Annotated in this window: 23 protein-coding genes and 1 pseudogene; 14 read left to right on the plus strand and 10 right to left on the minus strand. The window is 60.6% G+C overall.

Going from position 1 to position 26,029, the window contains the following annotated elements:
• Both GIW04_RS09680 and GIW04_RS09685 read left to right on the plus strand, forming a co-directional pair.
• Positions 1-400 (plus strand): annotated as a pseudogene (locus GIW04_RS09680) (GntR family transcriptional regulator); the annotation flags it as partial.
• 111 nt (positions 401-511) lie between these two features.
• Positions 512-910, plus strand: coding sequence for a DUF2177 family protein (locus tag GIW04_RS09685; RefSeq protein WP_080765638.1), 399 nt, complete (start codon positions 512-514; stop codon positions 908-910).
• Here GIW04_RS09685 and GIW04_RS09690 read toward each other — a convergent pair.
• Positions 854-2,032 carry an MFS transporter gene (locus GIW04_RS09690; RefSeq protein WP_120248431.1) on the minus strand — a complete coding sequence of 393 codons (1,179 nt, stop codon included), beginning with the start codon at positions 2,030-2,032 and terminating at the stop codon, positions 854-856. The genes GIW04_RS09685 and GIW04_RS09690 overlap by 57 nt on opposite strands.
• A gap of 104 nt (positions 2,033-2,136) precedes the next feature.
• Here GIW04_RS09690 and ptrR point away from each other — a divergent pair, with 104 nt between their 5' ends.
• Positions 2,137-3,030: a putrescine utilization regulator PtrR gene (gene ptrR / locus GIW04_RS09695; RefSeq protein WP_034136141.1), complete on the plus strand. Its 894-nt coding sequence runs from the start codon at positions 2,137-2,139 to the stop codon at positions 3,028-3,030.
• 142 nt (positions 3,031-3,172) lie between these two features.
• Positions 3,173-3,295, plus strand: coding sequence for a PA1414 family protein (locus tag GIW04_RS31250; RefSeq protein WP_003193089.1), 123 nt, complete (start codon positions 3,173-3,175; stop codon positions 3,293-3,295).
• A gap of 128 nt (positions 3,296-3,423) precedes the next feature.
• Here the strand turns inward: GIW04_RS31250 and GIW04_RS09700 are convergent, their stop codons facing one another.
• A complete protein-coding gene (locus GIW04_RS09700; protein WP_003193087.1) occupies positions 3,424-4,806 on the minus strand; it encodes a sodium:solute symporter in 1,383 nt (460 codons plus the stop codon).
• A 134-nt stretch (positions 4,807-4,940) separates the two neighbouring features.
• On the minus strand, positions 4,941-5,891 hold the full coding sequence (gene speB, locus GIW04_RS09705; protein WP_003193086.1) for an agmatinase: 951 nt from the start codon (positions 5,889-5,891) through the stop codon (positions 4,941-4,943).
• A gap of 245 nt (positions 5,892-6,136) precedes the next feature.
• Here speB and GIW04_RS09710 point away from each other — a divergent pair, with 245 nt between their 5' ends.
• The 7 genes from GIW04_RS09710 to GIW04_RS09740 all read left to right on the plus strand — a co-directional run bounded on the left by GIW04_RS09710 (position 6,137) and on the right by GIW04_RS09740 (position 13,921).
• Positions 6,137-7,030 (plus strand): LysR family transcriptional regulator, encoded by an 894-nt coding sequence (locus GIW04_RS09710; protein WP_003193084.1) that lies wholly within the window; start codon positions 6,137-6,139, stop codon positions 7,028-7,030.
• 7 nt (positions 7,031-7,037) lie between these two features.
• Positions 7,038-7,637, plus strand: coding sequence for a tRNA-uridine aminocarboxypropyltransferase (locus tag GIW04_RS09715; RefSeq protein ID WP_003193083.1), 600 nt, complete (start codon positions 7,038-7,040; stop codon positions 7,635-7,637).
• A gap of 105 nt (positions 7,638-7,742) precedes the next feature.
• A complete protein-coding gene (cysM, locus tag GIW04_RS09720; RefSeq protein WP_003193080.1) occupies positions 7,743-8,645 on the plus strand; it encodes a cysteine synthase CysM in 903 nt (300 codons plus the stop codon).
• Positions 8,645-9,997: a 23S rRNA (uracil(1939)-C(5))-methyltransferase RlmD gene (rlmD, locus tag GIW04_RS09725; protein WP_120248430.1), complete on the plus strand. Its 1,353-nt coding sequence runs from the start codon at positions 8,645-8,647 to the stop codon at positions 9,995-9,997. The genes cysM and rlmD overlap by 1 nt, the downstream gene beginning before the upstream one ends.
• 121 nt (positions 9,998-10,118) lie before the next feature.
• Positions 10,119-12,362 carry a GTP diphosphokinase gene (relA, locus tag GIW04_RS09730; protein ID WP_003193076.1) on the plus strand — a complete coding sequence of 748 codons (2,244 nt, stop codon included), beginning with the start codon at positions 10,119-10,121 and terminating at the stop codon, positions 12,360-12,362.
• A 154-nt stretch (positions 12,363-12,516) separates the two neighbouring features.
• Complete coding sequence (gene mazG, locus GIW04_RS09735) at positions 12,517-13,350, plus strand: nucleoside triphosphate pyrophosphohydrolase (RefSeq protein ID WP_120248429.1); 834 nt, start codon at positions 12,517-12,519, stop codon at positions 13,348-13,350.
• A gap of 25 nt (positions 13,351-13,375) precedes the next feature.
• Positions 13,376-13,921: a DUF2058 domain-containing protein gene (locus GIW04_RS09740; RefSeq protein WP_003193073.1), complete on the plus strand. Its 546-nt coding sequence runs from the start codon at positions 13,376-13,378 to the stop codon at positions 13,919-13,921.
• A 65-nt stretch (positions 13,922-13,986) separates the two neighbouring features.
• Here GIW04_RS09740 and GIW04_RS09745 read toward each other — a convergent pair whose 3' ends face one another.
• From GIW04_RS09745 to purM, 7 genes are all read right to left on the minus strand, one after another.
• Positions 13,987-16,107 (minus strand): TonB-dependent receptor, encoded by a 2,121-nt coding sequence (locus tag GIW04_RS09745; RefSeq protein ID WP_003193072.1) that lies wholly within the window; start codon positions 16,105-16,107, stop codon positions 13,987-13,989.
• Positions 16,104-17,330 (minus strand): MFS transporter, encoded by a 1,227-nt coding sequence (locus tag GIW04_RS09750; protein WP_094774037.1) that lies wholly within the window; start codon positions 17,328-17,330, stop codon positions 16,104-16,106. The genes GIW04_RS09745 and GIW04_RS09750 overlap by 4 nt, the downstream gene beginning before the upstream one ends.
• Positions 17,320-19,245 carry an IucA/IucC family protein gene (locus GIW04_RS09755; protein WP_120248428.1) on the minus strand — a complete coding sequence of 642 codons (1,926 nt, stop codon included), beginning with the start codon at positions 19,243-19,245 and terminating at the stop codon, positions 17,320-17,322. The genes GIW04_RS09750 and GIW04_RS09755 overlap by 11 nt, the downstream gene beginning before the upstream one ends.
• A gap of 186 nt (positions 19,246-19,431) precedes the next feature.
• Positions 19,432-19,620 carry a hypothetical protein gene (locus tag GIW04_RS09760; RefSeq protein WP_003193064.1) on the minus strand — a complete coding sequence of 63 codons (189 nt, stop codon included), beginning with the start codon at positions 19,618-19,620 and terminating at the stop codon, positions 19,432-19,434.
• 364 nt (positions 19,621-19,984) lie between these two features.
• Positions 19,985-20,698, minus strand: coding sequence for a DUF3108 domain-containing protein (locus tag GIW04_RS09765; protein ID WP_003193062.1), 714 nt, complete (start codon positions 20,696-20,698; stop codon positions 19,985-19,987).
• 8 nt (positions 20,699-20,706) lie between these two features.
• Positions 20,707-21,357, minus strand: a complete 651-nt coding sequence (purN, locus tag GIW04_RS09770) for a phosphoribosylglycinamide formyltransferase (RefSeq protein WP_003193061.1) — start codon at positions 21,355-21,357, stop codon at positions 20,707-20,709.
• On the minus strand, positions 21,357-22,415 hold the full coding sequence (purM, locus tag GIW04_RS09775; protein WP_014719398.1) for a phosphoribosylformylglycinamidine cyclo-ligase: 1,059 nt from the start codon (positions 22,413-22,415) through the stop codon (positions 21,357-21,359). The genes purN and purM overlap by 1 nt, the downstream gene beginning before the upstream one ends.
• 341 nt (positions 22,416-22,756) lie before the next feature.
• Here purM and GIW04_RS09780 point away from each other — a divergent pair, with 341 nt between their 5' ends.
• The 3 genes from GIW04_RS09780 to hda all read left to right on the plus strand — a co-directional run bounded on the left by GIW04_RS09780 (position 22,757) and on the right by hda (position 25,834).
• The gene (locus GIW04_RS09780) at positions 22,757-23,797 is read left to right on the plus strand and encodes a DUF2066 domain-containing protein (protein WP_003193058.1); all 1,041 of its coding nucleotides are present in this window, start codon (positions 22,757-22,759) and stop codon (positions 23,795-23,797) included.
• Positions 23,798-23,852: 55 nt separating this feature from the next.
• A complete protein-coding gene (locus GIW04_RS09785) occupies positions 23,853-24,926 on the plus strand; it encodes an AI-2E family transporter (protein WP_003193054.1) in 1,074 nt (357 codons plus the stop codon).
• A gap of 203 nt (positions 24,927-25,129) precedes the next feature.
• Complete coding sequence (gene hda / locus GIW04_RS09790) at positions 25,130-25,834, plus strand: DnaA regulatory inactivator Hda (protein WP_003193052.1); 705 nt, start codon at positions 25,130-25,132, stop codon at positions 25,832-25,834.
• Positions 25,835-26,029: the final 195 nt, after the last annotated feature.

The following is a 26,029-nucleotide window of genomic DNA, read 5'->3' on the forward strand; positions in this document are numbered from 1 at the left end:
GGTGGGCCAGGAAGTCGACCTGCTGGTGGCCGAAGCCACCGACATGGGCTTCAAGGCGATCATCAACAACAAGCACTGGGGCCTGATCCACAAGAACGAAGTGTTCAAGTTCCTGCGTCCGGGTAAGGAAGAGAAGGGTTTCATCAAAGAGATCCGCGCCGATGGCAACATCAGCCTGAGCCTGCAACCGGTGGGCCAGGAAGCGGCCTCCAGCCTGAACTCGAAGATCCTCGCGAAGTTGCGCGACAACAACGGCACCCTGCCGGTCAGCGACAAAAGCGACCCGGCGGTGATCAGCAACTTGTTCGGCGTGAGCAAGGGCAACTTCAAGAAGGCCATTGGTGCGCTCTACAAGCAAGGGCAGATCGTGATTCATGCGGACCGCATTGAACTAAGCTGAGTACAGGCTGCTCTCCTGTAGGAGCGAGCTTGCTCGCGAAAATATTCCAGGCGCAGTGTGGCGTCGGATGTACGTTTTTCGCGAGCAAGCTCGCTCCTACAGGGTTGTGTCATGTCGAAAAGAACGGTTTTTGCCTACCTCGGCACCTTGCTCGCCTTCCTGGTCCTCGACGGCCTCTGGCTCGGCGTGCTCATGGGCTCCACCTACAAATCCCTGCTCGGCGCGCTGATGCTTGATCAGCCACGCCTGCTGCCTGCGGTATTGTTCTATCTCCTTTATGTCCTCGGTTGCGTAGTATTGGTGGTCTTGCCCAGCGCCAGTTGGCAGCGCGCTGCGCGTTTGGGCGCCTTGCTTGGCCTGGTGGCCTATGGCACCTATGACTTGAGCAACTGGGCCACGCTTCAAGGCTGGTCCGCTGGGTTGGCGCTGATGGACATGGCGTGGGGCACGTGCCTAACCGCCATTTGTTGCGCTGTTGGCCACTTGTGTGCAAATCGGCTGCGGCGGTAGAGGGCGGTTGATCAGTACTGAACCGCCTAATAACAACCCGGTACCGGCAACGACCAATGCCGGTTGCAGGCCGCCACTGAGATGGCTGCTGACCGACGCCAATAGTGGCCCGCTCAATTGGCCGACGGCGAAGCTGGCGGTCAGCAACCCCGTGCTGCGTTGGTAGCCATGGGGCGCGACTTCTCTGAGCCGCGCCATCACCAGTTGCATGCAGGCCAGAAAGGGCGCACCGCACAGCAACACGCCCAGCGCCAAGCCCCAGCCATTGCCAAGCAGGCAGGCGAACACCCCGGCCGCTTGCAGCCATAAAGTCGCCATTAGCCAGTGACGGGTGGTATTCGGGTGCTTGCGGCGCAGGCTGGCCACCCCCACTCCCAGCGCGGCCGCCAGGCCAAAGTAGGGCCAGAACAGATCGGCCTGCCAGGCCCCGTGGAATTGAGCGCTGGCCATCTGCGACAGAAAGGTCGCCGGGATGATGTAGCCCAGGCCGAACAAGAAATAAATCCAGCACAGGTGCGCGATGCTGCCGTTGCTCCCCGCGCTGGCGGCCTGTGTAACAGTGATGGCCGGCTTGGGTAAAAATGGCAGGATCGCCAGCAACATCACCAGCGCCACCGTCCCGTAGAGCAACCACAGCGTTGCAGAGCTTTGCCCCAATAGGTTGGAAACCAGCGCCAGCAGCCCCGTCAGCACAATCCCCAACCCCGGCCCTGCAAACACCAGCGCACCCAGGCGTGGACGGCCGGCGGCAATCGCCAGTGGTTGGCTCAGGCTGGTAATCATCACCAGAGCCCACGCACTGGCGACCCCGGTGCCGAAGCGCAGCAGCACATGCGGCCAGAACCCGTTAGCCCAGTAGGACGCCAGGGTCAGCAATACGCACAGCCACAACCCGCCGTAGAGGCGCCCGCGCACATGCTGATGGCTACGGGCAAAGATCGAGTCCACCGCGCCGACGAAATAACCCAGGTAATTGGCGGCAGCGAGCAGGCCGGCGCCGGTCAGGTCGATCTGGCCTTCACTGAGCAAATGCGGCATTTGCGGAGTCAGGGCGAAGCGGCCAATGCCCATGGCCATCATCAGGGCGACGAAGCTGGCGAGTAAACGAATCAGCGGGGACATATTCAGGTTTCCTGCAAAGAAGCGAATGCCTTGCAGGCTAAGACGGATTGACTTTCTGTAAAATTGAATAATAGTGAGTAACTTGTTCATTTTTGGAGAAAGTAATGGAGTTCAGTCAATTGCGCATTTTCCAGGCCGTGGCGGAAGAGGGCTCCATCACCCGCGCCGCTGAGCGCCTGCACCGCGTGCCCTCCAACCTGTCGACCCGGCTTAAACAAATGGAAGAGCAACTGGGCGTCGATCTGTTCGTGCGCGAGCGCCAGCGTTTGCAGCTTTCTCCGGCGGGCAAAGTACTGCTGGATTACAGCACCCGCCTGCTGGCGCTGCACGACGAAGCCCACGGCGCGGTACAAGGCGGGCAGCCGGCCGGTGACTTCGTCTTGGGCAGCATGTACAGCACCGCCGCGGTTCATTTGCCAAAGCTGCTGGCGCGCTATCACAAGACTTACCCCATGGTGAACCTGCAGGTGCAGTCGGCGCCCAGTGGGGAGTTGCTGGAAGGGCTGATTACCGGGCGCCTGGACGCAGCCTTTGTCGACGGCCCGCTGACCATCGCCACCCTGGATGGCGTACCGCTGTGCGAAGAGCGCCTGGTGCTGATTTGCGAGGCCGATCACCCGCCGGTGCGTGGCCCCCAGGATGTGGCGGGCCGTGCGGTGTTCACGTTCCGGCGCAGTTGCGCCTACCGCACGCGCCTGGAAACCTGGTTTTCCCACGAGCGTGTGGCGATGGGGCGAGCCATCGAGATCGAGTCCTACCAAGGCATGCTCGCCTGCGTGATTGCAGGTTCCGGCGTGGCGTTGATGTCTGAATCCATGCTCGACAGCCTGCCCGGCAAGGACAGCGTGTCCGTTCATCCGCTGACCGGGCCTTTTGCCACTGCGACCACCTGGCTGATGTGGCGAAAGGGTATGCTCGGCGCTAACCTCAATGCATGGATCGACCTGCAGCAAGACGGCAATCCGCGATGCGTGCAAGACACACGTGCCATTGCTTGAACGATCCGTCAGGATTCGGATCAATTCAGTAATAGTTCGTTGTGGTTTCCTTCAAGCATTACCTAGGACTTAGGGCTACTATCACTTTAGGAAACGGCGACAGAACTCACGCCGGCCAGCACTACCCTCAAAGGGGGCAATCATGAAAGAGAAAATCCAAAACTGGCTCCACGACCTTGGCGTTGCATTGGGCTTGATCGAGCCTCCACTGCAACCGGTGCCGATCCGCACGGATGACGAGCAGCGTCGGCCACGTCGCCGCTAATCACGCGGTCCAAAAAATGTGGGAGCGAGCAAGCCCGCTCCCACAATTACTTTCTATCAGGCGAAAAAAACGGGCGCGACCTCCGACGTCGCGCCCGCTGAAGAAAATATCCCCGTCCCTGTTATAGCTTAAACCACCGCAGCCGCCACCTTGGCCGGCCGACGCGACAGCAAGCTCACCAGCACAAAGCTCGCCAGCGCCACCGCCAGGCTGTAGTAGATCGGTGTGTTTGCATCCAGCCCATCCTTGAACATGAATACCAGCGCGGTCACAAAGCCCAGGCTCATGGAGGTGATTGCGCCCGAGGTCGTCGCGCGTTTCCAGAAGATCGCGCCGATCAAGGGCACCAACATGCCGCCCACCAACAGGTTATAGGCCAGGGTCAGGGCGCTGATCACATCGTTCACCACTAACGCGATGCCCAGCACGGCAATGCCGGTCAACAGGGTAAACAGGCGGTTGATACGCAGGCTCGACGCCTTGCCGCCGCGCAGGCGGGGCAGCAGGTCTTCGGTCAACACGGTGGAGGCGGCGAGCAGGCCGGCGCTGGCGGTGGACATCATGGCGGCCAGCGCGGCGGCGATGACCAGGCCGCGAATGCCGTCCGGCAGCGAAGCTTTGACGATCGCGGCGAAGGCATTGTTGACGTTGTCCAGGTCCGGGATCAGCACATGGGCGGCCATGCCGATCAGCGCACAGGCCAGGCCGTACAGGATGCAATAGAAGCCGGCGAAAGTGCCTGCGTACTGGGCGACCTTTTCGTCACGGGCGGTGAACACCCGTTGCCATATATCCTGGCCGATCAGGATGCCGAAGAAGTAGATCATGAAGTAGGTGATGATCGTGTCCCAGCCGATCGCGGTGAAGCTGAAGTTCGACGTCGGCAGCTTGGCCACCAGCTCATCCCAGCCACCGACGCGGTACAGGCAGATCGGCAAGAGGATGAACATCAGACCGACGGTCTTGATCACAAATTGCACAATATCGGTGAGGGTCAGCGACCACATGCCACCGATGGTCGAATACACCACCACCACGCCGCCGCCCACCAGTACCGACATCCAGAACGGCAGGTCGAACAGCACTTGCAGCACGGTGCCGATGGCCAGAATCGAGGTCACGCCGATCATCAGCGCGTAGGCCAGCATGATCACCGCGCTGGCCTGGCGGGCCATGGGGTTATAGCGTTTTTCCAGGACCTGGGTGACGGTGAAGATTTTCAGCTTCAACAGGGGCTTGGCCAGGAACAGGTTCAGGGCAATGATGCCCGCGCCGAGTGCGGCGCACAGCCAGAAACCCGAAATACCATGCACATACCCCAGGCGCACGGTGCCGACGGTGGAGGCACCGCCTAGTACCGTGGCGGCCATGGTGCCCATGTACAGGGACGGGCCGAGGTTACGGCCGGCGACCAGGTAGTCTTCGTGGGTCTTGGCGCGACGCATGCCGTAGTAGCCGAGCACCAGCATGCCGGCGGCGTAGATGAGTACGACGAATAAATCCAAAGCCATGACGGCGGTTCTCCGATTATATTTTTTATGGGCGATCAGGCGGCAGCTGGCTCGGTAAACACGCGAGCGAAAGTCAGGTACATCGTTGTGGGGACCTGTTAGATCCCCTTGATTGTTAATGTGAAGACGCTGTATCAGCGATGCGCGACGCCAGGCAGTACGCAGAGCATCTCGTACAGCAAGTTGGCGCCCAGCAGCGAGGTGTTGCCGGTGGTGTCGTAGGGCGGCGACACTTCTACCAAGTCGCAACCAATCAGATCGAGGCCCTGGCAGCCGCGGATGATTTCGATGGCCTGGATGGTGGTCAGCCCGCCGATTTCCGGGGTGCCGGTGCCGGGCGCCCAGGCGGGGTCGATGCCATCGATGTCGAAGCTCAGGTACACCGGGCCGCCGCCGACTTTTTCTCGCACTTCGGCCATCAGCGGCGCCAGGGAGTGATGCCAGCATTCTTCGGCCTGGACCACGCGAAAGCCTTGCTTACGGCTCCAGTTGAAGTCTTCGGCGGTATACCCCTGGGCACGCAAGCCGATCTGCACCACGCGGTCGCAATCGAGCAAGCCTTCTTCCACGGCGCGGCGGAAGGTGGTGCCGTGGGCAATTTTCTCGCCGAACATATGGTCGTTGACGTCGGCGTGGGCATCGATATGCACCAGCCCGACCTTGCCATGTTTTTTGTGGATCGCCCGCAGGATCGGCAGGGTGATGGTGTGGTCGCCGCCCAGGGTCAGGGGGATGACGTCGTGCTCGAGAATCTCATCGTAGGCCTCTTCGATGATGCGTACCGCGTCGAGCAGGTTAAAGGTATTGATCGCCACGTCGCCGATATCGGCCACTGACAGTGAGTCGAACGGGGCGGCGCCGGTGGCCATGTTATAGGGCCGGATCATCACCGATTCGGCGCGGATTTCCCGAGGGCCGAAGCGCGTACCGGCGCGCAGCGAGGTGCCGATATCCAGGGGTACGCCGATAAAGGCAGCATCCAGGCCCTTGGCCGTTTGCAGGTGGGGAAGACGCATCATGGTGGCGATGCCGGCGAAGCGCGGCATTTCGTTGCCGCCCAGTGGTTGGTGGAGAATCTTGTCCACGGGATTGCCTCGTTGTTTTAGTTGTCAGGGGCCGATTCTGCGAAAAGCCTGGCGTAGGAAGAATCGGCAGAGGCAAATACTTAGTTCAGATTTTTCTAAACTAAAGCCTGGGGTAAACTCCATCCAAATGTGGGAGCTGGCTTGCCTGCGATGGCGGTCTGTCAGGGATAGACCGGGTGGCTGATACAGCGCCATCGCAGGCAAGCCAGCTCCCACAATTTTAGTGTGCCCCCCCTGGAGCCCCCATGGCCAACGCCTTGCCCGACCTGAAACTCCTGCGCATCTTCGTCAGCGTCGTACGCCATCAAGGGTTTGCCAGCGCCCAGCACGAACTTAACCTGTCGACGTCGGCCATCAGCACCTACATGAGCCAACTCGAATCGGCCTTGGGTCTGGTGCTGTGCCATCGCGGCCGTGGCGGCTTCAGCCTGACCAGCAAGGGCGAGCTGTTTCATCAGGAAACCTTGCGCCTGTTGGGCGAACTCGAAGGTTTCGAGCAATACGCCGCTGCGTTGAAAGGCGAATTGCGCGGCACCCTCAAACTCGGGGTGCTCGACTCCACCGTCAGCGACAAGGCCTTGCCGTTCGCTGAAGTGATTGGCGCCTACAGCCTGGAGCACCCGGCAGTGCATTTGCACCTGTCGGTGATGAGCCCCTACGAATTGCAACTGGGGGTGCAGGACAACCGTCTGGACCTGGCCATCGGCGCGTTTTCCAACCGCATGAGCGGGCTGATCTACATGCCGCTGTACCGCGAACAGCACTGGTTGTATTGCAGCACCCGGCACCCGCTGTTTAACGAGCGGCGCATCCCGGAACAAGTGATCACCCAGCAACGCATGGTCGGGCGAGGTTACTGGAGCCAGGCCGAGCTGGCGCGCCACGGCTTCAAGCACAGCGCTGCGACGGTGGAAAGTATGGAGGCGCAGCTGATTCTGGTGTTGTCGGGCGCTTATATTGGCTACCTGCCGGAGCACTACGCCCAGGCCTGGGCGGACAAGGGCGACCTGCGCGTTTTGCTGCCAGCCACCTTCGGTTACCAGGCGCCGTTTTCGATGATCATGCGCCGTGGCCGCAGCCGCGAGCCACTGATCCAGACTTTTCGCGATTTGCTCAAGACCCAGCTCAACCAGGCCTGAAAACACCATGTCCCGACCCCATTGCCCGCGCTGCCTGCGCCCGACCACGCACTGCCTCTGTGCGCTGATCCCCCACCTCGACAGCCGCACCCGCGTGTTGGTGTTGCAGCACCCGAGCGAGGTCGGCCATGCGCTCAATACTGCGCGGTTGGCGGCGTTGGGCCTGAACAACGCGCAGTTGGTGGTGGGGGAGGTGTTTGATGATCTGCCTATGCTATTGAACCCGCCTGGCTATCGAGCACGCCTGTTGTTCCCGGCGGATGACGCCGAGCCGCTGCACGCCTACGCACCTGACGATCAGCCACTGCTGTTAGTGGTTCCCGATGGCACCTGGCGCAAGGCACGCAAGCTGTTGCACCTCAACCCTTTGTTGGCGGCGCTGCCCCGGGTGACATTGGCCGACGGCGGTGTTTCCCGCTATCGCTTGCGCAAGGCGCCGGGGCCTGGCGCCTTATCGACGGTCGAAGCGATCACGCAAGCGTTGCAGGTGCTGGAAGCGCCAACATCGTTTGAGCCACTGCTCAAACCCTTTGAAGCGCTGATCGAAGGGCAGATTGCCGCGATGGGCGCTGAAGTTTTCCAGCGTAATCATAGCGACCCGACATAAACGCTGCTTATGCCTTTAAGCCATAAGCACCGCACTTTGCGTGATATGGCCCGCCGGCCTTTCCCGGTATGATGTGCGCCCCGCAGTCTGGATTGCGAATACGCCATGACCTTGCAGTACCCAACAATCGCCGATTGCGTCGGCAACACGCCCCTGGTCCGCTTGCAACGCATGGCGGGTGAAACCAGCAATACCCTGTTGCTCAAACTTGAGGGCAACAACCCGGCCGGCTCGGTCAAAGACCGCCCGGCGCTGTCGATGATCGCCCGCGCCGAGTTGCGTGGGCAGATCAAGCCCGGCGACACCCTGATCGAAGCCACCTCGGGTAACACCGGGATCGCCCTGGCCATGGCCGCGGCGATCAAGGGCTACAAAATGGTGTTGATCATGCCCGACAACGGCAGCGCCGAGCGCAAGGCGGCGATGACCGCGTATGGCGCCCAACTCATCTTGGTTACCCAGGAAGAAGGCATGGAAGGCGCCCGCGATCTTGCCGAGCGCATGGCCGCCGAAGGCCGTGGCGTGGTGCTCGATCAGTTCGCCAACGGCGACAACCCCGAGGCGCACTACACCAGCACCGGCCCGGAGATCTGGCGCCAGACGCAGGGCACCATCACTCACTTCGTCAGCTCCATGGGTACCACCGGTACCATCATGGGCAACTCGCGCTACCTCAAGGAGCAGAACCCGGCGATCCAGATCGTCGGCTTGCAACCGATGGAAGGCGCGGCCATCCCGGGTATTCGTCGTTGGCCCGAAGAGTATTTGCCGAAGATCTACAACGCCACGCGGGTAGACCGCATCATCGACATGGCCCAGCGCGAAGCCGAAGACACCACCCGGCGCCTGGCCCGTGAGGAAGGCATCTTCTGTGGCGTGTCCTCCGGTGGCGCGGTGGCCGGTATGTTGCGCTTGTCCAAAGAAGTGGAAAACGCGGTGATCGTCGCGATCATCTGTGACCGAGGCGACCGTTACCTGTCGACCGGCATTTTCGACGAACCCAACTGATGGCCAAGCACGAGAGAGGCCTGCGCTTCCAACCGACAGGCGGCAGCCGGGCCCCACAAATACCCGTGGGCAAGAAACAACGCCTGACCATCGAGCGCCTGGCCAATGACGGCCGAGGTATCGTGTTCTTTGAAGGCCGCACCTGGTTTGTGAATGGCGCGTTGGCCGGCGAAGAGGTGGAAGCACGGGTGTTGGGCGCCCATGGCAAAGTGGTCGAGGCGCGTACCGAGCGGGTGTTCCAGGCCAGTGAGTTGCGTCGCCCGGCACCCTGCGCCCATGTTGGCCGCTGCGGCGGTTGCAGCGTGCAGCACCTGCCCCATGAAGAACAACTTGCCCTGAAACAGCGCATGCTTGCCGAGCAATTGTCCCGGGTAGCCGGCGTCGAGCCGCAAGAGTGGGCAGCGCCGTTGAGCGGGCCGGAATTCGGTTACCGGCGCCGCGCCCGCGTAGCCGTGCGTTGGGACGCCAAGGCGAAGCAACTCGAAGTGGGTTTTCGCGCCGTGGCCAGCCAGGACATCGTCGCTATCGATGATTGCCCGGTGCTGGTACAGGCCTTGCAACCGATCATGCAGCGTCTGCCAACGATGTTGCGTCGCCTGAGCAAACCGCAGGCGTTGGGGCATGTGGAGTTGTTCAGCGGCTCGTCCATTGCGGTGCTGCTGCGGCATATGGCGCCGTTGTCCGAGGCTGACCTGCAGATCCTCAAGGAATTCTGCGCTTTCCATGACGCCCAATTGTGGCTGCACGGGGAAGGGCAGCCGGAGCCCGTTGAGCCGGGTCAGGCCCTGGGCTTTCGTTTGGATGCCTGGGACTTGGAGCTGGCGTACCGGCCGGGCGACTTTGTGCAGGTCAATGCCGGGGTCAACCAGGCGATGGTCGCCCAAGCGCTGCATTGGCTGGCGCCACAAGCCGACGAACGGGTACTGGACCTGTTTTGCGGCCTGGGCAACTTTGCCCTGCCACTGGCTCGCAATGTGCGCGAAGTGGTGGCGGTGGAGGGCGTGCAGGCCATGGTGGACCGTGCGGCGCTCAATGCCGTCAGCAACCATTTGCATAACGCACAGTTTTTTCAGGCGGATTTGTCCCAGCCTTTGACTGACGCAGAATGGGCCAAACAGGGCTTTTCTGCGGTACTCTTGGACCCACCCCGCGATGGTGCCCTGGAGGTTGTGCGCAAACTTGCAGCCTTGGGGGCCAAGCGCCTGGTGTATGTGTCCTGCAACCCAGCCACGCTGGCGCGGGACACGGTTGAGTTGGTCAAGCAAGGCTACCGGCTAAAGCGTGCCGGGATCCTCGACATGTTTCCGCAGACCGCGCATGTCGAGGCCATGGCGTTATTTGAAGCGGGCTAGGATGCCCGTTTAATCCGACTGGCCTGCGTTCTCCAGGGCCTGAACACTGCCACGGAGCTCGCAGTAAAAGTCGGCGATGATTTTGGCGCATCGAAGGTGCGTCGTAGGGAAGGTAAGCAAGATGGTACAGGTGAGAGCACACCAGCCGATCAACACCGACGGCAGTATCAATCTCGAGGCATGGCTGGATCATGCCGTCAGTGTCGACCCGGCACTGGACCGTGAAGCCTTGAAAGCAGCCTGCGAGTTCGCTCGTGAGTCTGAACAGCAAGACAATGCGGCCAAGAACCTGTGGGCCGAAGGCACTTCAAGTTTTCGCACTGGCCTGGAAATCGCCGAGATCCTGGCCGATCTCAAGCTGGACCAGGATTCGCTGATCGCCGCCGTGCTCTATCGCGGCGTGCGCGAAGGGCACATTGCGTTGCCGCTGGTCAGCCAGCGTTTCGGCGCGGTGGTGGCCAAGTTGATCGACGGCGTGCTGCGCATGGCGGCCATCAGCGCCAGCCTCAGCCCGCGCCAGTCGATGGTGCTGGGCACCCAGGGCCAGGTAGAGAACCTGCGCAAAATGCTGGTGGCGATGGTCGACGACGTACGCGTCGCCCTGATCAAGCTGGCCGAACGCACCTGCGCGATCCGGGCGGTGAAGACCGCCGATGACGAAAAGCGCAACCGCGTGGCCCGCGAAGTCTTCGACATCTACGCGCCGCTGGCCCATCGCCTGGGCATCGGCCATATCAAGTGGGAGCTGGAGGATTTGTCCTTCCGCTACCTGGAACCCGACCAGTACAAACAGATCGCTACGCTGCTGCACGAACGGCGCCTGGACCGCGAGCGCTTTATCAGCGACGTGATGGGCCAGTTGCGTTCGGAGTTGCAAGCCACTGGCGTGGACGCCGACATCAGCGGCCGCGCCAAGCACATCTATTCCATCTGGCGCAAAATGCAGCGCAAGGGCCTGGCCTTCAGCCAGATCTACGACGTGCGTGCGGTGCGCGTGCTCGTGCCGGAAATGCGCGACTGCTACACCGCGCTGGGTATCGTCCACACGCTGTGGCGGCACATTCCCAAGGAATTCGACGACTACATCGCCAACCCCAAGGAAAACGGCTATCGCTCGCTGCACACGGCGGTAATCGGCCCTGAAGGCAAGGTGCTGGAAGTGCAGATCCGCACCCACGCCATGCACGAAGAGGCCGAGCTGGGGGTGTGTGCGCACTGGCGCTACAAGGGCACCGACGTCAAGGCCGGGTCCAACCAGTACGAAGAGAAAATTTCCTGGCTGCGCCAAGTGCTGGAATGGCACGAGGAGCTCGGCGACATCGGCGGCCTGGCCGAACAACTGCGGGTGGATATCGAGCCGGACCGGGTCTATATCTTCACGCCTGACGGCCACGCTATTGACTTGCCCAAGGGCGCCACGCCGCTGGACTTCGCCTACCGCGTGCACACCGAAATCGGCCATAACTGCCGCGGCGCCAAGATCAACGGGCGCATCGTGCCGCTCAACTACAGCCTGCAAACCGGTGAACAGGTCGAGATCATCACCAGCAAGCACGGCACGCCGAGCCGCGACTGGCTGAACCCTAACCTGGGCTACATCACCACCTCGCGGGCGCGGGCGAAGATCGTCCACTGGTTCAAGCTGCAGGCGCGTGACCAGAACGTTGCCGCCGGCAAGACCTTGCTTGAACGCGAACTGGCGCGCCTGGGCCTGCCTCAGGTGGACTTCGACAAGCTGGCCGAAAAGGCCAACATGAAGATCGCCGAAGACATGTTCGCCGCCCTCGGTGCGGGTGACCTGCGCCTGGCGCAACTGGTCAACCTGGCCCAGCAACTGGTCGAGCCAGAGCGCGGCAACGAACAGCTGGAACTGATCCCGCGCAAAGCCACGGGCTACAAGCCGGGCAAGCGCGGCGATATTCAGATCCAGGGCGTGGGCAACCTGATGACGCAAATGGCCGGCTGCTGCCAGCCACTGCCGGGCGACGCCATTGTCGGCTACATCACCCAGGGCCGTGGCGTGAGCATTCACCGCCAGGATTGCGCCTCGGTGCTGCAGTTGGGCGGGCGCGAACCGGAGCGGATCATCCAGGTCAGCTGGGGCCCGGTGCCGGTGCTCACTTATCCGGTGGACATCATCATCCGTGCCTACGACCGTTCCGGCCTGCTGCGTGACGTCTCGCAAGTGCTGCTCAATGAGCGGATCAACGTGCTGGCGGTCAACACCCGTTCGAACAAGGAAGACAACACTGCGTTGATGTCGTTGACCATCGAGATTCCGGGGTTGGACGCACTCGGGCGGTTGCTGGGGCGGATTTCCCAGTTGCCGAACATCATCGAAACCCGGCGCAACCGCACACCATGAATAGCTGGATGGGCGCGAACTGAATTGTGTTAGCTGCTTCATGTGGGAGCTGGCTTGCCTGCGATAGCATCACCTCGGTTTAACTGAAGCACCGAGTCGCGAGCATCGCAGGCAAGCCAGCGCCCACATTGGATTTTCAGCGGAAAGAGATACGATGTATTCACTCGAAGACCTGCTGCACCTGATGAGCCGCCTGCGCGACCCGCAATACGGCTGCCCGTGGGACATCAAGCAAACCTACGCCACCATCGTCCCGCACACGCTGGAAGAAGCCTACGAAGTGGCCGACGCCATCGAGCGCGGCGACTTTGATCATCTGCAAGGCGAGTTGGGCGATCTGCTGTTCCAGGTGGTGTATTACAGCCAACTGGCCCGGGAAGAAGGGCGCTTCGAATTTGCCGGCGTGATCGACAGCATCACCCGTAAGTTGATTCGCCGGCATCCTCACGTGTTCCCAACGGGCGACCTGTACGCACCGCTGGATATCCCGCAGTTGAGCGAAGAACAGGTCAAGGAGCGCTGGGAGCAGATCAAGGCCGAGGAGCGCGCAGAAAAGTCCGACGCTCCCGAGCAACTCTCCCTGCTCGATGATGTGCCCACCGCCTTACCGTCGTTGTCCCGCGCGGCCAAATTGCAAAAGCGCGCCAGCCAGGTCGGTTTCGACTGGCCATCCGCGTTGCCGGTGGTGGATAACGTGCGCGAAGAGTTGGACGAAGTGCTCGAAGCCATGGCCGATAACGACTCGGTGGCTATCGCCGATGAAGTGGGCGACCTGCTGTTTGCCGCTGTCAACCTGGCGCGTCACCTCAAGGTCGACCCGGAAACCGCCTTGCGCGGTGCCAATGCCAAGTTCGAACGACGTTTCCGATTTATCGAACAAGCATTGCGCGATACGCACCAACCCATAGAAGATTGCACCCTCGAAGAGTTGGACGCCCTCTGGGGCGAAGCCAAACGCCAAGAAAAGAATGTGTCCAGCTGCGGTTGAGCAGTTGCCTAAGTGAGTAAGCACCATGAGCCTTTCCCTTCGCGACCAGTTGCTCAAAGCAGGTCTGGTCAACCAAAAGCAGGCCAAGCAGGTCGGCAAAGAGAAACAGAAACAGCAGCGCCTGGTCCACAAAGGCCAGGCCGAAGTTGATGATACCCAGGCGCGCCTGGCCGCCGAGGCCCAGGCCGAGAAGGTCAAGCGTGACCAGGAGCTGAACCGTCAGCAGCAGGAAAAAGCCGAGGCCAAGGCGCGTACTGCCCAGGTCAAGCAACTGATCGAGACCTCGCGCCTGCCCAAGCTGACCACCGAGGACTACTACAACTTCGTGGATGACAAGAAGGTCAAGCGCCTGTCGGTCAACACCTTGATGCGTAACAAGCTGAGCAACGGTTCCCTGGCGATCGTGCACCACGGTGGCGGCTACGAGGTGATCCCGCGCGAGGCGGCGCTGAAGATCCAGGAGCGTGCTCCGGAGCGTATCGTGCAGCTCAACATCCTCACCGAAAGCCAGGTGCCGGATGAGGACGATCCGTACGCCGCTTACCAGATCCCAGATGATCTGATGTGGTAAACCGCTAAAAACGACAAACCCCGCCAAATGGCGGGGTTTGTATTTAAACGTGCAGCACCAGCCTGTTACCAATCCACTGCGTAACTCAGGCTGAAGGTACGACCCTCGGCATTCGGGTACGGTGCGCGGGCATTGGCCTGGGCGAACATGTTCTGGTAGTTGCGGTTGGTGAGGTTGTACACCGCACCTTCCAGGCGACCTACCGGCAGCCTTACAGAGCCCAGCAGGTCGACCAGGGTGTAGCCCTGGATATCGCGACCGTTGTTGTCCTTGGCCGCCGCGTCGTAATTGGCCAGGCGCATGCCCTGCAAGCGCAGGCTGTAGTCGTCACGTTCATAGCCGACAAAGGCTGTGGTCTTGGCGGGGGAGATGCGGGTGGCAGGCAAGTCGATCCACTTGCCGTTCTGCTGGGTCTCGCCTTTGGCGTACGCGTAGGTACCGCCGACAGACCATTGGTCGCTGATGTTATAGGTCAGGCCGGTCTCGACGCCACGCACGCGTTCTTTCTGATTGATCAGGCGCAGTACACGATCATTGGCATCATAAAACTGGGTGACATCCGAGGTGTTTTCATACGCGGTGACACTGGCCTGCCACTTGTCCCAGTCGCCACGCCAGCCCAGCTCGTAGCTGTCGACTTTCAAGGCCTGGGCATTGAGATCCTGGATATCGTATTTGCTGTTCACGTCACGCAGGAAGCGCTGGATATCCGGCAGGGAAAAGCCCTGGCTGAAGTTGACGAACACATCCTGGTTGTCGGTCAGGTGGTACACCGCACCGAGGTTATACAGCGTGTCATCGTATTTGAGCGTGCCACCGGGCAGTGTCGCACGGTTGCCGGTCTGGACGATTTCGCCATACGCGATGCTGTCGGAGACCTTGCTCTCAATCCATTCGCGACGTACGCCACCGCGCAAGGTCCAGTTGTCGATGTCGTAGGACAGTTGGCCAAAGATGGCTTTGGTGGTGGTCTCGATATCCGGACCCAGTTCGAACGTGGTACCGGTTTTGGTGTAGGTCAGGCCATTGACCCGGTATTGGTCGCCACGCTGGCGTGAGGTTTCATGGTCGTAGTCCGCGCCCCATACCAGGTTGCCCGTTGCCGGGCCGATGTCCGGCATTTGTGTGTCGATCGCCGCCCGCAGGCCGTAGACATCCTGCACGCTGTTGTTGTCTGACACGCCTGCCCGACCTCGGGACAGGTCCGGGAAGAACAGTGCATCCGCCCGCCGCCAGTAACTTTCGACCTGCAAACCCTGACCGTAAAAATCCTTGTCGGCGTAGTTGAGGTTGACCGCCTGGTTGTGGGTGTAGGGTTGGTCGCCCAGGTCCAGGCCTTTTACGGCGACTGCGTTGCTGGTGATGCGGGGGTTCTTGGTGTAGCGAGTGTCTTGTTCGTCTTTATAGTCTTGCAGCGACAGGCTGATCTTCTTGTCGTCATCAAGCTCATAGCCGAAGCGACCTTGCAGGTCGTAGGTATCGGTGTCCATGTTGCTGCCCTGGGACGTGTCCTGGGGAATGCGCTTGCCATTACCGTCGAACTGATCGTTGCGCTGCACGGTGTTGCCCGAGAGGTACCAGTCCACCGGGCCCTTGCGCCCGGTGGCGCTTTGGAACGCTTGATAAGCGAACCCCTTGTGGCTGAAGTTGTTGCCGGCGGTCATGCCGATCTTGCTGCTGAACGCCAGGTCTTCACCTTGGTTGCGTTTGGTGATGATGTTGATGATGCCGCCCGAGGCGCCTGCACCGTAGACACTGCTGGCGCCGGAGATCACTTCGATACGCTCGATGCTTTCTGGTGCCACGCTGTTGAGCTGGCGGAAGTTATCGCGGGTGGCGTTTTGCGAAACCCCGTCGATCAGGATCAGGGTATTACGCCCGCGAAGCGTCTGGCCGAAGTTGCTCATACCGCCGCTGGAAGGCGCAATGCCAGGCACCAATTGGCCGAGGATATCGGCGACCCGACGTCCTGCACCCGTCTGCTGGCGGATTTGCGCTTCATTGATCACCTGCACCGAGCCTGGAATCTGCGCAATGCTGGTTTCGCTGCGCGTGGCCGATACGACTGTTGCCTGTAATTGCAGGCTGGTCGGCGCTGCCGGTGTCTGTTCTGTCTGATCGGCCCAGGCGGGCGCACTCATCGAGCCGAGAAGCGGCAGCAGAACGGCCAATTGCGATTTATTCATGGGTTTGTCTCAGAGTTATTAGAAGTATTGACAGAAAAATCGGGTGTCTCAGGCGCTCGCGTATAGGAACGGATCGCGCGGATACTCACGGCGGCCAATGCATAGGTCAGTGCGACCAGCCAGAAGCTGTGCGCCAGACCCACCCATCCCATGCCGATACCGCCTATCAATGCGCCGCACAGCGCACCTGCTTTGGCGGCGCTGTTGCCCATGCCCAGGGCGAAACCCTGCTGGCTGGACGCGACGGTATTGGCGATCAGTGTGTAGGCCACGGGCAACAAAGCACCCTGCCACACGCCCCACAGCAGCCGGCTGGCGATAAAACCCACCCATTCACTGGCCAGCGCCGTGCAGGCCAGCGTGAAGGCGCAGGCCCACGTGACCCACTCGATGATGCGCAGCGTATGGGCTGGCTGATGCCGATCGAACAGGCGCCCCCACAACGGCGCGGACAGTGCCAGGGTCAAGGCGCTGGCGCCATAGCTGGCGCCGATCAGCCACGCAGGTGCGTGCAAGACCTGGGCGACATACAGGGCGTAAAACGGTTGCGGCATCATCCTGGCTGCCTGGATCAATACGATGATCCCCAGCATCGCGCCAATCCAGCCTTTGGGGAGTGCGACAGGCTTGGACGTGCGGGCAGGTCTCGATCGTGGTGAGTCGCTGGGTAAAAACGCGCTGATTATCGCGCACAGCAGGCAGACGGCGGTGGCGCTGTAGCACAGCAATGCGAAACCGGATATGTCCATCAACCAGCCGCCCAGCACCGGTCCGGCCAGGGAGCCTACGGCAGTGGCTGATTGCAGCCGGGCAAGAATGTGCCCGCGTCCGCCGTCGCCGCAGCAGGCCAGTGCGTAGGCTTGGGCTGCGGCGATGAAACCAGCCAATGCGCCTTGTACTACACGGATAGCCACCAGCCACCATGGATCAGGTGTAATTGCAGCCAGCGCCTGGCACACCGCTAACGCCAGCAGCGCGCGGATGATCATGAGCTTATGGCCGGTGCGGTCGCCCAGTCTTCCCCACATAGGCGTCAGGATCATCGCCGCCATCATTGGCCCGGCATACACCAGCGAAGACAGCAGGCCGGTGTACTGGGCATTGGCGACGCCCAACAGCTTCTGGATTTGCAGCGGCCAAAACGGTCCGCTCATCTCCATCGCCCCCATCGACACCAACTGAATCACCACCAGCAGCCGCAGCGCTGTGTTGTTAGTCGGCATTGGCGGCCGCGCTCAACGGGTTAGGCAACCGCCCGACGATATCGGCATGACTCTCCAGCAGGCGCATGCGCATGAACGACTTGGCCGGCCACGCGTGCTCCAGCAGTGCTTCGCGCTCGGTGGCCCAGCGCTGCGGATCAACCTGCGAACGCAGGTCGTCAAAACACTGGCTGACCTGTGCCGACAGTTCATTCCAGAGCAGCGCCTGGGGGATGTCGAAGTGGCGCGCGGCAAGCAGGATGAGCTCGCCCAGATGGCACATGAATACGGTGTGCAGGAGTTTGTCCCGTACGAAACCGGCGTCGTCGTACAGCGTCATCTTCGGGTCGTGCAGTTCAATGTCCAGGCCGTGGGCGTGCAAGGTTTTGCGGTCGATACGGATATCGCCGAAATCGCGTAACAGCAGGCGGCTCAATTGCCCGTCTGCGGCCATGACCATAAAGGAGTTCTGCTGATGGGCCTCGAATGCAACGCCGTAGCGCAAATACATGCCCAGCAGCGCCGGCACACTGATCGCCGCGTACTCATGGAAGAAGGCGAGCATGGCCGCCGCGTCATCCTTGCCTTGGCTCAGGCGCACCCATTGGCGCAGCAGCGGCTGGCCGTGTTGATCAATGGCAAACAGGCTGCCCACCGGCACGGCCATTTCCCCGGGCTGGAGCTGGCTATGGGGATTGTCGCGATAGAGCACCGCCAGGTGGCGGGAGTGCTCGTCATTGGCCGGCTGTGGCTTGAAATGCACACCGATACGCTCGGGAACGATGCTGAGGATTTTCTGAATCGCAGGCTCGCGCTCCAGAATGGCCAGCAGCAAATGGCTGATCCGTGGGCCCATGCGCGCTGAGCGCGGTGAGACGGTGCGCTGCACGCTGGTCAGTCGCAGCGACACGGGCAGTTTGACCATAGGCGCATCGCAACGCCCTTCAGGCAATACGGTTCTGAATGACATGGTGGGGTGGGCGGTAAACGCGACGATATCGGTCAGCACCAGCAGTTTGTCGCCGATTTCGTTGGCGAACAGTTGGGGCAGTTCCTGGCGTGCCTGCCAAGGGTGGGAGGGCAATGGCAGATAATCGCTTGCCTGAAGGCCCTGTGCTTGCAGGACTGCGGTCAATTGCTGTGCCGCTTGCGGGAAGTGCTCGCTCCACCACTGCCAGTAATCGGCGGTACCGGCCAACTTTTCGACATGGGCAAATTGGCGATGCAGCGCGCACAGCAATACCGGAAAGCGTGCTTCGAATTCCGGCGAGTAGTCGATGACTTGCTCGGTATTCAGGCCCAGCTTGGTCTTGTAGTTGGGGTGCCATGGGTGACCCAATGTTCCCCACTGTTCAAGCACGGAAGTCGGGTTGATAACGCTCGGGCTGTTCTTGAGATGACTGAGGAGATTGTCTTGATACACCGGGTCCATGGACGCATGCAGCTTGAGCGTCCATTGCTCATGGAAGGCCAGGCACAAGGTGTCGTTGATGAAGCTGTCGTCGATCTCGACGTTGAGGCGGTTGAGCACTTCCCGGTCAGCAGGCGACTCAAGGCTGGCGTTAAGTAACGTCAACAATTGTGAGGGGAATTGGATTTTCTGTTCGGGCTGGCCTTCGCGCAACAGGATGACTTCGCCGCGCAGGTCCCAGCTTGCCATGCGGCCAGGACGCAAATGTTCGAAACGTAGTCGGGCTTGGCAAGGTAGTGTCAGCGAGCAATGCCCCTGTTCGTCATAAAGGAGGGTGCTGGGGGCCAGCAGGCTTTCACGAAACAAAGCTTGGATCAGGCGTTGGAAGCTACGTTCGGCGGCGGGTGCCAGCGTATTGATCAGGGCTTGGAGGCTGACGTGGCTGGCCTGAAATTGCGCAGTGGCAAGTGCTTCGCTCCAGCGTTCCAGTAACGCGTTTTCTGGCTTGCTGCTATTTCCATGCATCTAATTGATTCCCTGATTCGTGAGCCTGAATGAAAAGCGAACGAATGATATCGAGAATCATTATTTGTGTGTGTTTTTGTTACATTAATTTATGGCGATTATTGACAAAAAAACCGCGCTCCAAAGGCGCGGTTCCTTGTAGACGGCCCGGCTGCGTGGGCCGGGCGTCCACATGATTTCAGAGCTTCAGGAGCTTTTTGCCTGGCGTTGCAGTTCGAGAGTTTCGAGCTCGTTTTTATAATTGTGGGCGTCGCTCTCGTTGTGAAACATGCCGACCAATACGTCTTGCTGATGGACATCCCAGATGTGAATCCCGTGGCCTACGGCTTCATGGGACATATGTTCATCGTCGCGTTCAGTTACTTTTACAGTCATCTGCTTGCTCCAATCTCTGGTTGATCTGCGGCAAGTCGTCGCAGGCTTCTGTTATATGATTTGTTAGCTTGCTAAGTAAACTGATTTTGCGCGCAATAATTCATTGCAGAAAGCGCAACAATGCTACAGGCCGCGTAAACCGAGGCATTGCGTCGCCACCTCCGGGGGTTTATGACAAAAGTTTCATGTTCAGGGCGGCTAGGTTGACCTCGGTACCGCTATCGCAGGCAAGCCAGCTCCCACCTTGAAATGCATTCCCCTGTGGGAGCTGGCTTGTCTGCGATAGCGGTAGTGGCCGCGCCTAAAATTCCAGGCAAAAAAAAGCCCCGCATTCAGCGAGGCTCTTTCCAGCACATCAGCCCAATCAGCTACCCTTGACGGCCTTACCGTCAACAGTGCCATCCTGCAGCATGATGTTGTATTCCTTGCCATCGGTCTCAACCTGACGCAGGGCAACCAGGATACCGCCCTGGTCCTTGGCAAACCACATCTGGGTGATGCGCTTGCTCTGGGACGGATCACGCACGCGCTCGACCTTGATCGCGTCGATCGAACCGACCTTGGTCTGGACCTTTTCCGAGCCGATCACGCGGAAGTCGTAGGTATCGGTGTCGGTACCCTCAACCACGCGGTAGCTCATGCTTTTTTTGCCCGCGGCAACATCGCGTTGCAGAGCAAGCTGGTAGGTGGACTTGTCGAGCATGCCGCTTTCGAGCGTGACATTGACCGGGTCTTTGTTTTCAAAGCCGGTGACTTTTTTGGCGCTCTGGTCGAAATCCAGGTTGATCTTCTTCGCCTTGCCCAGGCCGCCGCGTTCGAAGCTGTAGCTCTTGGGTTGCAGGGTGTCCTTGTCGAACAGGATCACGCTGGTTTCGGTCAAGCTGGCGATCATCATCGAGGCCTTGAAATTCAAGGTCCAGGTACCGTCGCCATTCTTGGCCAGGCTGCGTTCAGCCGAACCGCTCATGGGCAGTTGTTTCCAGTCGGCGGTGTAGCTGACGGAGAAGGGGTGAAGGTCTGCCGCTTGTACGGCAGGCAAAGCGAACAGCGCAAAAGCGAAAAGCAGGGCGCGACGCATAAAATCTCCTAGGTTCGAATCAAGTGGCCGCTGGCCGCGAGTAACTGGCCGTCCAATAATGCACCCTGGTCGCCAAGAATCAACCGTCCTTCGGCAAACCAGCGAACAGCCAGCGGGTAAATCCTGTGTTCCTGGGTATGAACCCGTTGCGCAAGTGTCTGCGCCGAGTCGCCTGACTCTACCGGAACCACTGCCTGTACGACCAGAGGCCCGCCATCGAGTTCCTCGGTCACAAAGTGCACGCTGCAGCCATGCTCACTGTCGCCGGCGTCGAGGGCGCGCTGGTGGGTGTGCATGCCTTTGTACTTGGGCAGCAGGGAAGGGTGGATATTGAGCAGGCGCCCTTCGTAGTGCCGGACGAAATCTGCGCTGAGGATGCGCATGAAACCGGCAAGGACCACGAGTTTGGGGTTGAAGGCGTCGATCAGTTCGATCAAGGCGCTGTCGAAGGCCTCGCGACCGTCGAACGCCTTGTGATCCAGGGAGCGAGTATCGATACCCGCGTCACGGGCGCGTTGCAGACCGTAGGCGTCGCTGCGGTTGGAAATCACCGCAGCGATGCGCACCGGGCTGTCGCCGGTGCGCGTGCTGTCGATCAGGGCCTGCAAGTTACTGCCGGTGCCGGAAAGCAGCACCACGACATCACAGGTCTGGGGCATCAGTGAGCCTTGAGGTTCTTCAGTTCAACCTGGGCTGCGCCTTCGGCCGCAGTGGCGATCTGGCCAATGACCCAAGGTTGCTCGCCGGCTTCACGCAGCACGTTCAGTGCGGTTTCAACGTGTTCCTGCGCAACGCAGATCACCATGCCCACGCCGCAGTTGAGCACGCGGTGCATTTCGGTTTCGTTGACGTTGCCTTTTTCCTGCAGCCAATCGAAGACTGCCGGGCGCTGCCAGCTGGCCACGTCGACAATCGCCTGGGCGCCTTTTGGCAGGACGCGCGGGATGTTGTCCAGCAGGCCGCCACCGGTAATGTGGGCCATGGCCTTGACGGCGCCGGTGTCCTTGATCAGCTTGAGCAATGGCTTGACGTAGATGCGGGTCGGCGCCATCAGCAGGTCGGTCAGTGGCTTGCCGTCGAGCTGGATGTTCTCGATGTCGGCGCCGGACACTTCGATGATCTTGCGGATCAGCGAGTAGCCGTTGGAGTGCGGGCCGGACGATGGCAAGGCGAGCAGGGCGTCACCAGCAGCGACTTTGGAGCCGTCGATGATCTCGGCCTTTTCCACCACACCCACGCAGAAGCCGGCCAGGTCGTAGTCTTCGCCTTCGTACATGCCTGGCATTTCAGCGGTTTCACCGCCCACCAGGGAGCAACCCGACAGTTCGCAGCCCGCGCCGATGCCGGTCACAACCTGGGTAGCGGTCTCGACATTGAGCTTGCCGGTGGCGTAGTAGTCGAGGAAGAACAACGGCTCGGCGCCGCACACCACCAGGTCGTTGACGCACATGGCGACCAGGTCGATGCCGATGCTGTCGTGCTTGTTCAGGTTCAGGGCCAGGCGCAGCTTGGTGCCCACGCCGTCGGTGCCGGACACCAGTACAGGCTGCTTGTAGCCGGCCGGGATTTCGCAGAGGGCGCCAAAACCGCCCAGGCCACCCATGACTTCAGGGCGCGCAGTGCGCTTGGCGACGCTCTTGATGCGTTCGACCAATGCTTCACCGGCGTCGATGTCTACACCGGCGTCCTTGTAGCTCAGGGAGGGTTGCTTGCTCATGATCCAGGCCTTTAGGGGGGATTTCTGGGTAACGACCGGGCGGGCAGGGGCTTTTGGAAAGGGCCCTGCCGTTGACGGTCTGCGAAGGCGCGCGATTTTATCAGGCTTGAGGGGCAGCGGCCATCCTCGGGCCGACGGGCAGGGCATATGAGCTCAAAAAAATGCAAATCGGGCCGGTAATCGTGCGTATTAAGGTATAGCCTTGAGCTCGCTAGCGTTATGACAGTATGAAAACTTACCGGGACCCTGTGAATGTTTTACCGGTCGCTGTGTCACAGCCTTGCCAAACCGAGATCACGCGGTCTGTTCCAACCGCTAAATTTGTCGTTCGGGAATCTTCCATGCGTCTGTGTAAATTCTTCTTTGTGGGCTGTTTGTCGTTGGTCAGCCTGGCGAGTCATGCCGAAACCCTCAATGGCCTCTATCAAGTGCTCGAACCGGTCAGCAGCCAGTCGCCCCAAGAGCGCGACCAAGCCACCCAGCGCGCCGTGCAGACCCTGGTGATCCGCCTGACCGGCGACGCCAAGGCCGCCGATGGCCCGGGCCTGGCGGCTATCCGCAAAGACCCGCAACAAATCATCAGCCAGTACGGCTACGACGCCGGCCCGCCGGAAAGCCTGCAAGTGGACTTCGACCCGGTCAGCACCGACCGTGCCTTGCGTGATGCAGGCCTGTCGATCTGGGGCAGCAACCGGCCGTCGATCCTGGGTTGGTGGCTGAACGATTCAACCGAAGGCAGCAGCCTGGTCGGCGATGGCCAGGCCGTGGCCCAGGCCCTGCGCCGGGCCGCGCAACACCGGGGTCTGCCGCTGCGCTTGCCGCTGGGAGACCTGGATGAACAGGTAGTTGCCACCGCGCCGAATCTTGAGAGTCCGGACGCCACGCCGTTGCGTGCAGCGTCCGAGCGCTACGGTGCCGATGCGTTGCTGGCGGTGCATGCGCGCCAGGAAGGCAGCCAGTGGCAGGCCAAATGGCGCCTGTGGCTGGGCGACAAGGCTGAGGAGGGCACCGCCCAAGGCGCTGACACTGCCGCGCTCGCCGACGCTGTCTTGCTGGCGGTCAGTCAAAAGCTGGCGCCACGCTTTGCCGTCAAGCCGGGCGTGAGCACTGAGCAACTGCTTGAAGTGCAAGGCATGAACCTGGAGCGCTACGCCGCCCTGGGTCGTTTGCTCGAGCCCTTTGGCGGCCAGCCGCAGTTAGTGGATGGCAACCGGATTGTGTATCGCGTCAATGGCAGCGCCGAACAACTGCGCACCCAACTGAGCCTGGCCAAGCTGCAGGAAATTCCTGCTGGCGAAGCCCCGGCCCAGCCAGCTGTGATCGATGGCGCGCAACCGGCTGCTGCACCTGAGCCTCAGGCGCAACTGCGTTTTCGTTGGTAAACGGTGTTCCTCCTTCTATATAGAAGAAGGGCGTAAATAACAGATGGAGTGGTTTATGGCGGATACGCGTCGTTGGGTGTGGCTTGGCGGGATTGTCCTGCTGTGCGTTTTTGTGTTCTTGCTGCATTCGATCCTGACGCCGTTCCTGGTGGCGCTGCTGCTCGCCTATCTGTTCGATCCGGTGGTGGATCGCCTGGAAAAAGTCGGCATGTCGCGCACCTGGGGCGTGATCACGGTGTTTGCGCTGTTCACGTTGATCATCACGGCGCTGGTGTTGATATTGGTGCCGATGTTGGCCAAGCAGCTGTTCCGCCTTTATGAACTGGCGCCGCAGATGCTCGACTGGTTGCAGCACACGGCAATGCCGTGGGCCCAGTCCAAGTTCGGGCTGGCAGATGGCTTCTGGAAGTTCGACAAGGTCAAGGCGGCCATCAGCGAGCATATGGACAAGACCACCGATATCGTCACGGTGGTGCTCAGCCAGGCAACCGCGTCGAGCCTGGCGCTGATCGGCTGGTTGACCAACCTGGTGCTGATCCCGGTGGTGGCGTTCTACCTGCTGCGAGACTGGGACATCATGATGGCCAAGATCCGCAGCCTGCTGCCCCGTGACCGCGAAGAGCGCGTGGTTTCCCTGGCGGCGGAGTGTCATGAGGTGCTGGGTGCGTTCGTGCGCGGGCAGTTGCTGGTGATGCTGGCCCTGGGCGTGATTTACGCTGCGGGCCTGATGGCGATCGGCCTTGAGCTGGGACTCTTGATCGGCTTGATCGCGGGCCTGGCGGCCATCGTGCCCTACATGGGCTTTGTGATCGGCATCGGCGCGGCGTTGGTGGCGGGGCTGTTCCAGTTTGGCGGCGACCTGTACCCGATGCTGGGGATTGTCGCGGTGTTCATGGTCGGCCAGGCCTTGGAAGGTATGGTGCTGACGCCACTGCTGGTGGGCGATCGAATTGGCCTGCACCCGGTGGCGGTGATCTTCGCGATCCTGGCGGGTGGTGAGCTGTTCGGCTTTACCGGCATCCTGCTGGCGTTGCCGGTGGCGGCGGTGATCATGGTGCTGGTGCGCCATGTGCACGACCTGTACAAGGATTCGGACGTTTACACAGGGGTGGATGAGCCCGAGTTGTAATCGCAATGTCACAAACCCGGCCCTGGCCGGGTTTGTTGTTATTGGCGCCGGGTGCGTCAAACAATTCGCGTAAACCTGCGAGTTAACGCAAACCTTTGATTTTGCTTGTGGTCTGCTGCATTGTGCGCCCGGCGTCACGGGTATAAACTTTGCAAACTTTACACAGAGGCCACTAACGGTTCGATGGGAGCCGTTCAGTCAGCATGAAACCGATTCAGCTGCCCCTAGGTGTGCGTCTGCGTGATGACGCTACCTTTATCAACTACTACCCAGGCGCCAATGCCGCTGCACTCGGCTATGTCGAGCGGCTCTGCGAAGCCGACGCCGGGTGGACTGAAAGCCTGATTTATCTGTGGGGCAAGCATGGCGTGGGGCGCACCCACCTGCTGCAGGCCGCTTGCCTGCGTTTCGAACAGATGGGCGAACCGGCGGTGTACCTGCCCCTGGCAGAGTTGATGGACCGCGGCATCGGCATCTTCGATAACCTTGAGCAATACGAACTGGTGTGTCTCGACGACTTGCAGGCAGTGGCCGGCAAAGCAGAGTGGGAAGAGGCGCTGTTTCATCTGTTCAACCGCCTGCGCGACAGCGGCCGACGCCTGCTGATTGCGGCCTCTACCTCGCCCCGCGAGCTGCCGGTGAAGCTGGCCGACCTCAAGTCGCGGCTGACCCTGGCGCTGATCTTCCAGATGCGCCCGTTGTCCGACGAGGACAAGCTGCGTGCGCTGCAACTGCGTGCATCCCGTCGTGGCCTGCACCTGACCGACGAAGTCGGGCACTTTATTCTCACCCGTGGTACCCGAAGCATGAGTGCGCTGTTTGATTTGCTTGAACAGCTCGACCAGGCTTCTTTACAGGCGCAAAGAAAATTGACGATCCCTTTCCTCAAAGAAACCTTGGGTTGGTAAGGTCTTGATTTTCCATATGTCGGCATTTTCAAGGCGTCAGAAACCCTGCGTTTGAGCCTTAAGGGCTACGCAGCTGAAGCAATAAATGGAATCACGGCTTAGATGTCACGGTCGAAACGGGAAGTCACATAGATCACGATTGAATTTGCAAATCGATGTGATAGAGGGCATAGTCTCGGCTTCTTTACACATCAG

Origin of the sequence: Pseudomonas sp. PA-4-8C (genome assembly GCF_021606625.1) — a bacterium.
Classification (GTDB): Bacteria; Pseudomonadota; Gammaproteobacteria; order Pseudomonadales; family Pseudomonadaceae; genus Aquipseudomonas; species Aquipseudomonas lactis.

Bases quoted from the DNA above. Each gene is read 5' to 3' on its own strand.
- cysM (WP_003193080.1), top strand. From the start codon at position 7,743: ATGACCTTGCAGTACCCAACAATCGCCGATTGCGTCGGCAACACGCCC.
- GIW04_RS09780 (WP_003193058.1), top strand. From the start codon at position 22,757: ATGCGTCTGTGTAAATTCTTCTTTGTGGGCTGTTTGTCGTTGGTCAGC.
- relA (WP_003193076.1), top strand. From the start codon at position 10,119: ATGGTACAGGTGAGAGCACACCAGCCGATCAACACCGACGGCAGTATC.
- GIW04_RS31250 (WP_003193089.1), top strand. From the start codon at position 3,173: ATGAAAGAGAAAATCCAAAACTGGCTCCACGACCTTGGCGTTGCATTG.
- mazG (WP_120248429.1), top strand. From the start codon at position 12,517: ATGTATTCACTCGAAGACCTGCTGCACCTGATGAGCCGCCTGCGCGAC.
- GIW04_RS09785 (WP_003193054.1), top strand. From the start codon at position 23,853: ATGGCGGATACGCGTCGTTGGGTGTGGCTTGGCGGGATTGTCCTGCTG.
- GIW04_RS09715 (WP_003193083.1), top strand. From the start codon at position 7,038: ATGTCCCGACCCCATTGCCCGCGCTGCCTGCGCCCGACCACGCACTGC.
- purN (WP_003193061.1), bottom strand. From the start codon at position 21,357: ATGCCCCAGACCTGTGATGTCGTGGTGCTGCTTTCCGGCACCGGCAGT.
- rlmD (WP_120248430.1), top strand. From the start codon at position 8,645: ATGGCCAAGCACGAGAGAGGCCTGCGCTTCCAACCGACAGGCGGCAGC.
- GIW04_RS09685 (WP_080765638.1), top strand. From the start codon at position 512: ATGTCGAAAAGAACGGTTTTTGCCTACCTCGGCACCTTGCTCGCCTTC.
- GIW04_RS09765 (WP_003193062.1), bottom strand. From the start codon at position 20,698: ATGCGTCGCGCCCTGCTTTTCGCTTTTGCGCTGTTCGCTTTGCCTGCC.
- GIW04_RS09700 (WP_003193087.1), bottom strand. From the start codon at position 4,806: ATGGCTTTGGATTTATTCGTCGTACTCATCTACGCCGCCGGCATGCTG.
- GIW04_RS09760 (WP_003193064.1), bottom strand. From the start codon at position 19,620: ATGACTGTAAAAGTAACTGAACGCGACGATGAACATATGTCCCATGAA.
- hda (WP_003193052.1), top strand. From the start codon at position 25,130: ATGAAACCGATTCAGCTGCCCCTAGGTGTGCGTCTGCGTGATGACGCT.
- GIW04_RS09755 (WP_120248428.1), bottom strand. From the start codon at position 19,245: ATGCATGGAAATAGCAGCAAGCCAGAAAACGCGTTACTGGAACGCTGG.
- purM (WP_014719398.1), bottom strand. From the start codon at position 22,415: ATGAGCAAGCAACCCTCCCTGAGCTACAAGGACGCCGGTGTAGACATC.
- GIW04_RS09690 (WP_120248431.1), bottom strand. From the start codon at position 2,032: ATGTCCCCGCTGATTCGTTTACTCGCCAGCTTCGTCGCCCTGATGATG.
- GIW04_RS09745 (WP_003193072.1), bottom strand. From the start codon at position 16,107: ATGAATAAATCGCAATTGGCCGTTCTGCTGCCGCTTCTCGGCTCGATG.
- GIW04_RS09710 (WP_003193084.1), top strand. From the start codon at position 6,137: ATGGCCAACGCCTTGCCCGACCTGAAACTCCTGCGCATCTTCGTCAGC.
- GIW04_RS09750 (WP_094774037.1), bottom strand. From the start codon at position 17,330: ATGCCGACTAACAACACAGCGCTGCGGCTGCTGGTGGTGATTCAGTTG.
- GIW04_RS09740 (WP_003193073.1), top strand. From the start codon at position 13,376: ATGAGCCTTTCCCTTCGCGACCAGTTGCTCAAAGCAGGTCTGGTCAAC.
- ptrR (WP_034136141.1), top strand. From the start codon at position 2,137: ATGGAGTTCAGTCAATTGCGCATTTTCCAGGCCGTGGCGGAAGAGGGC.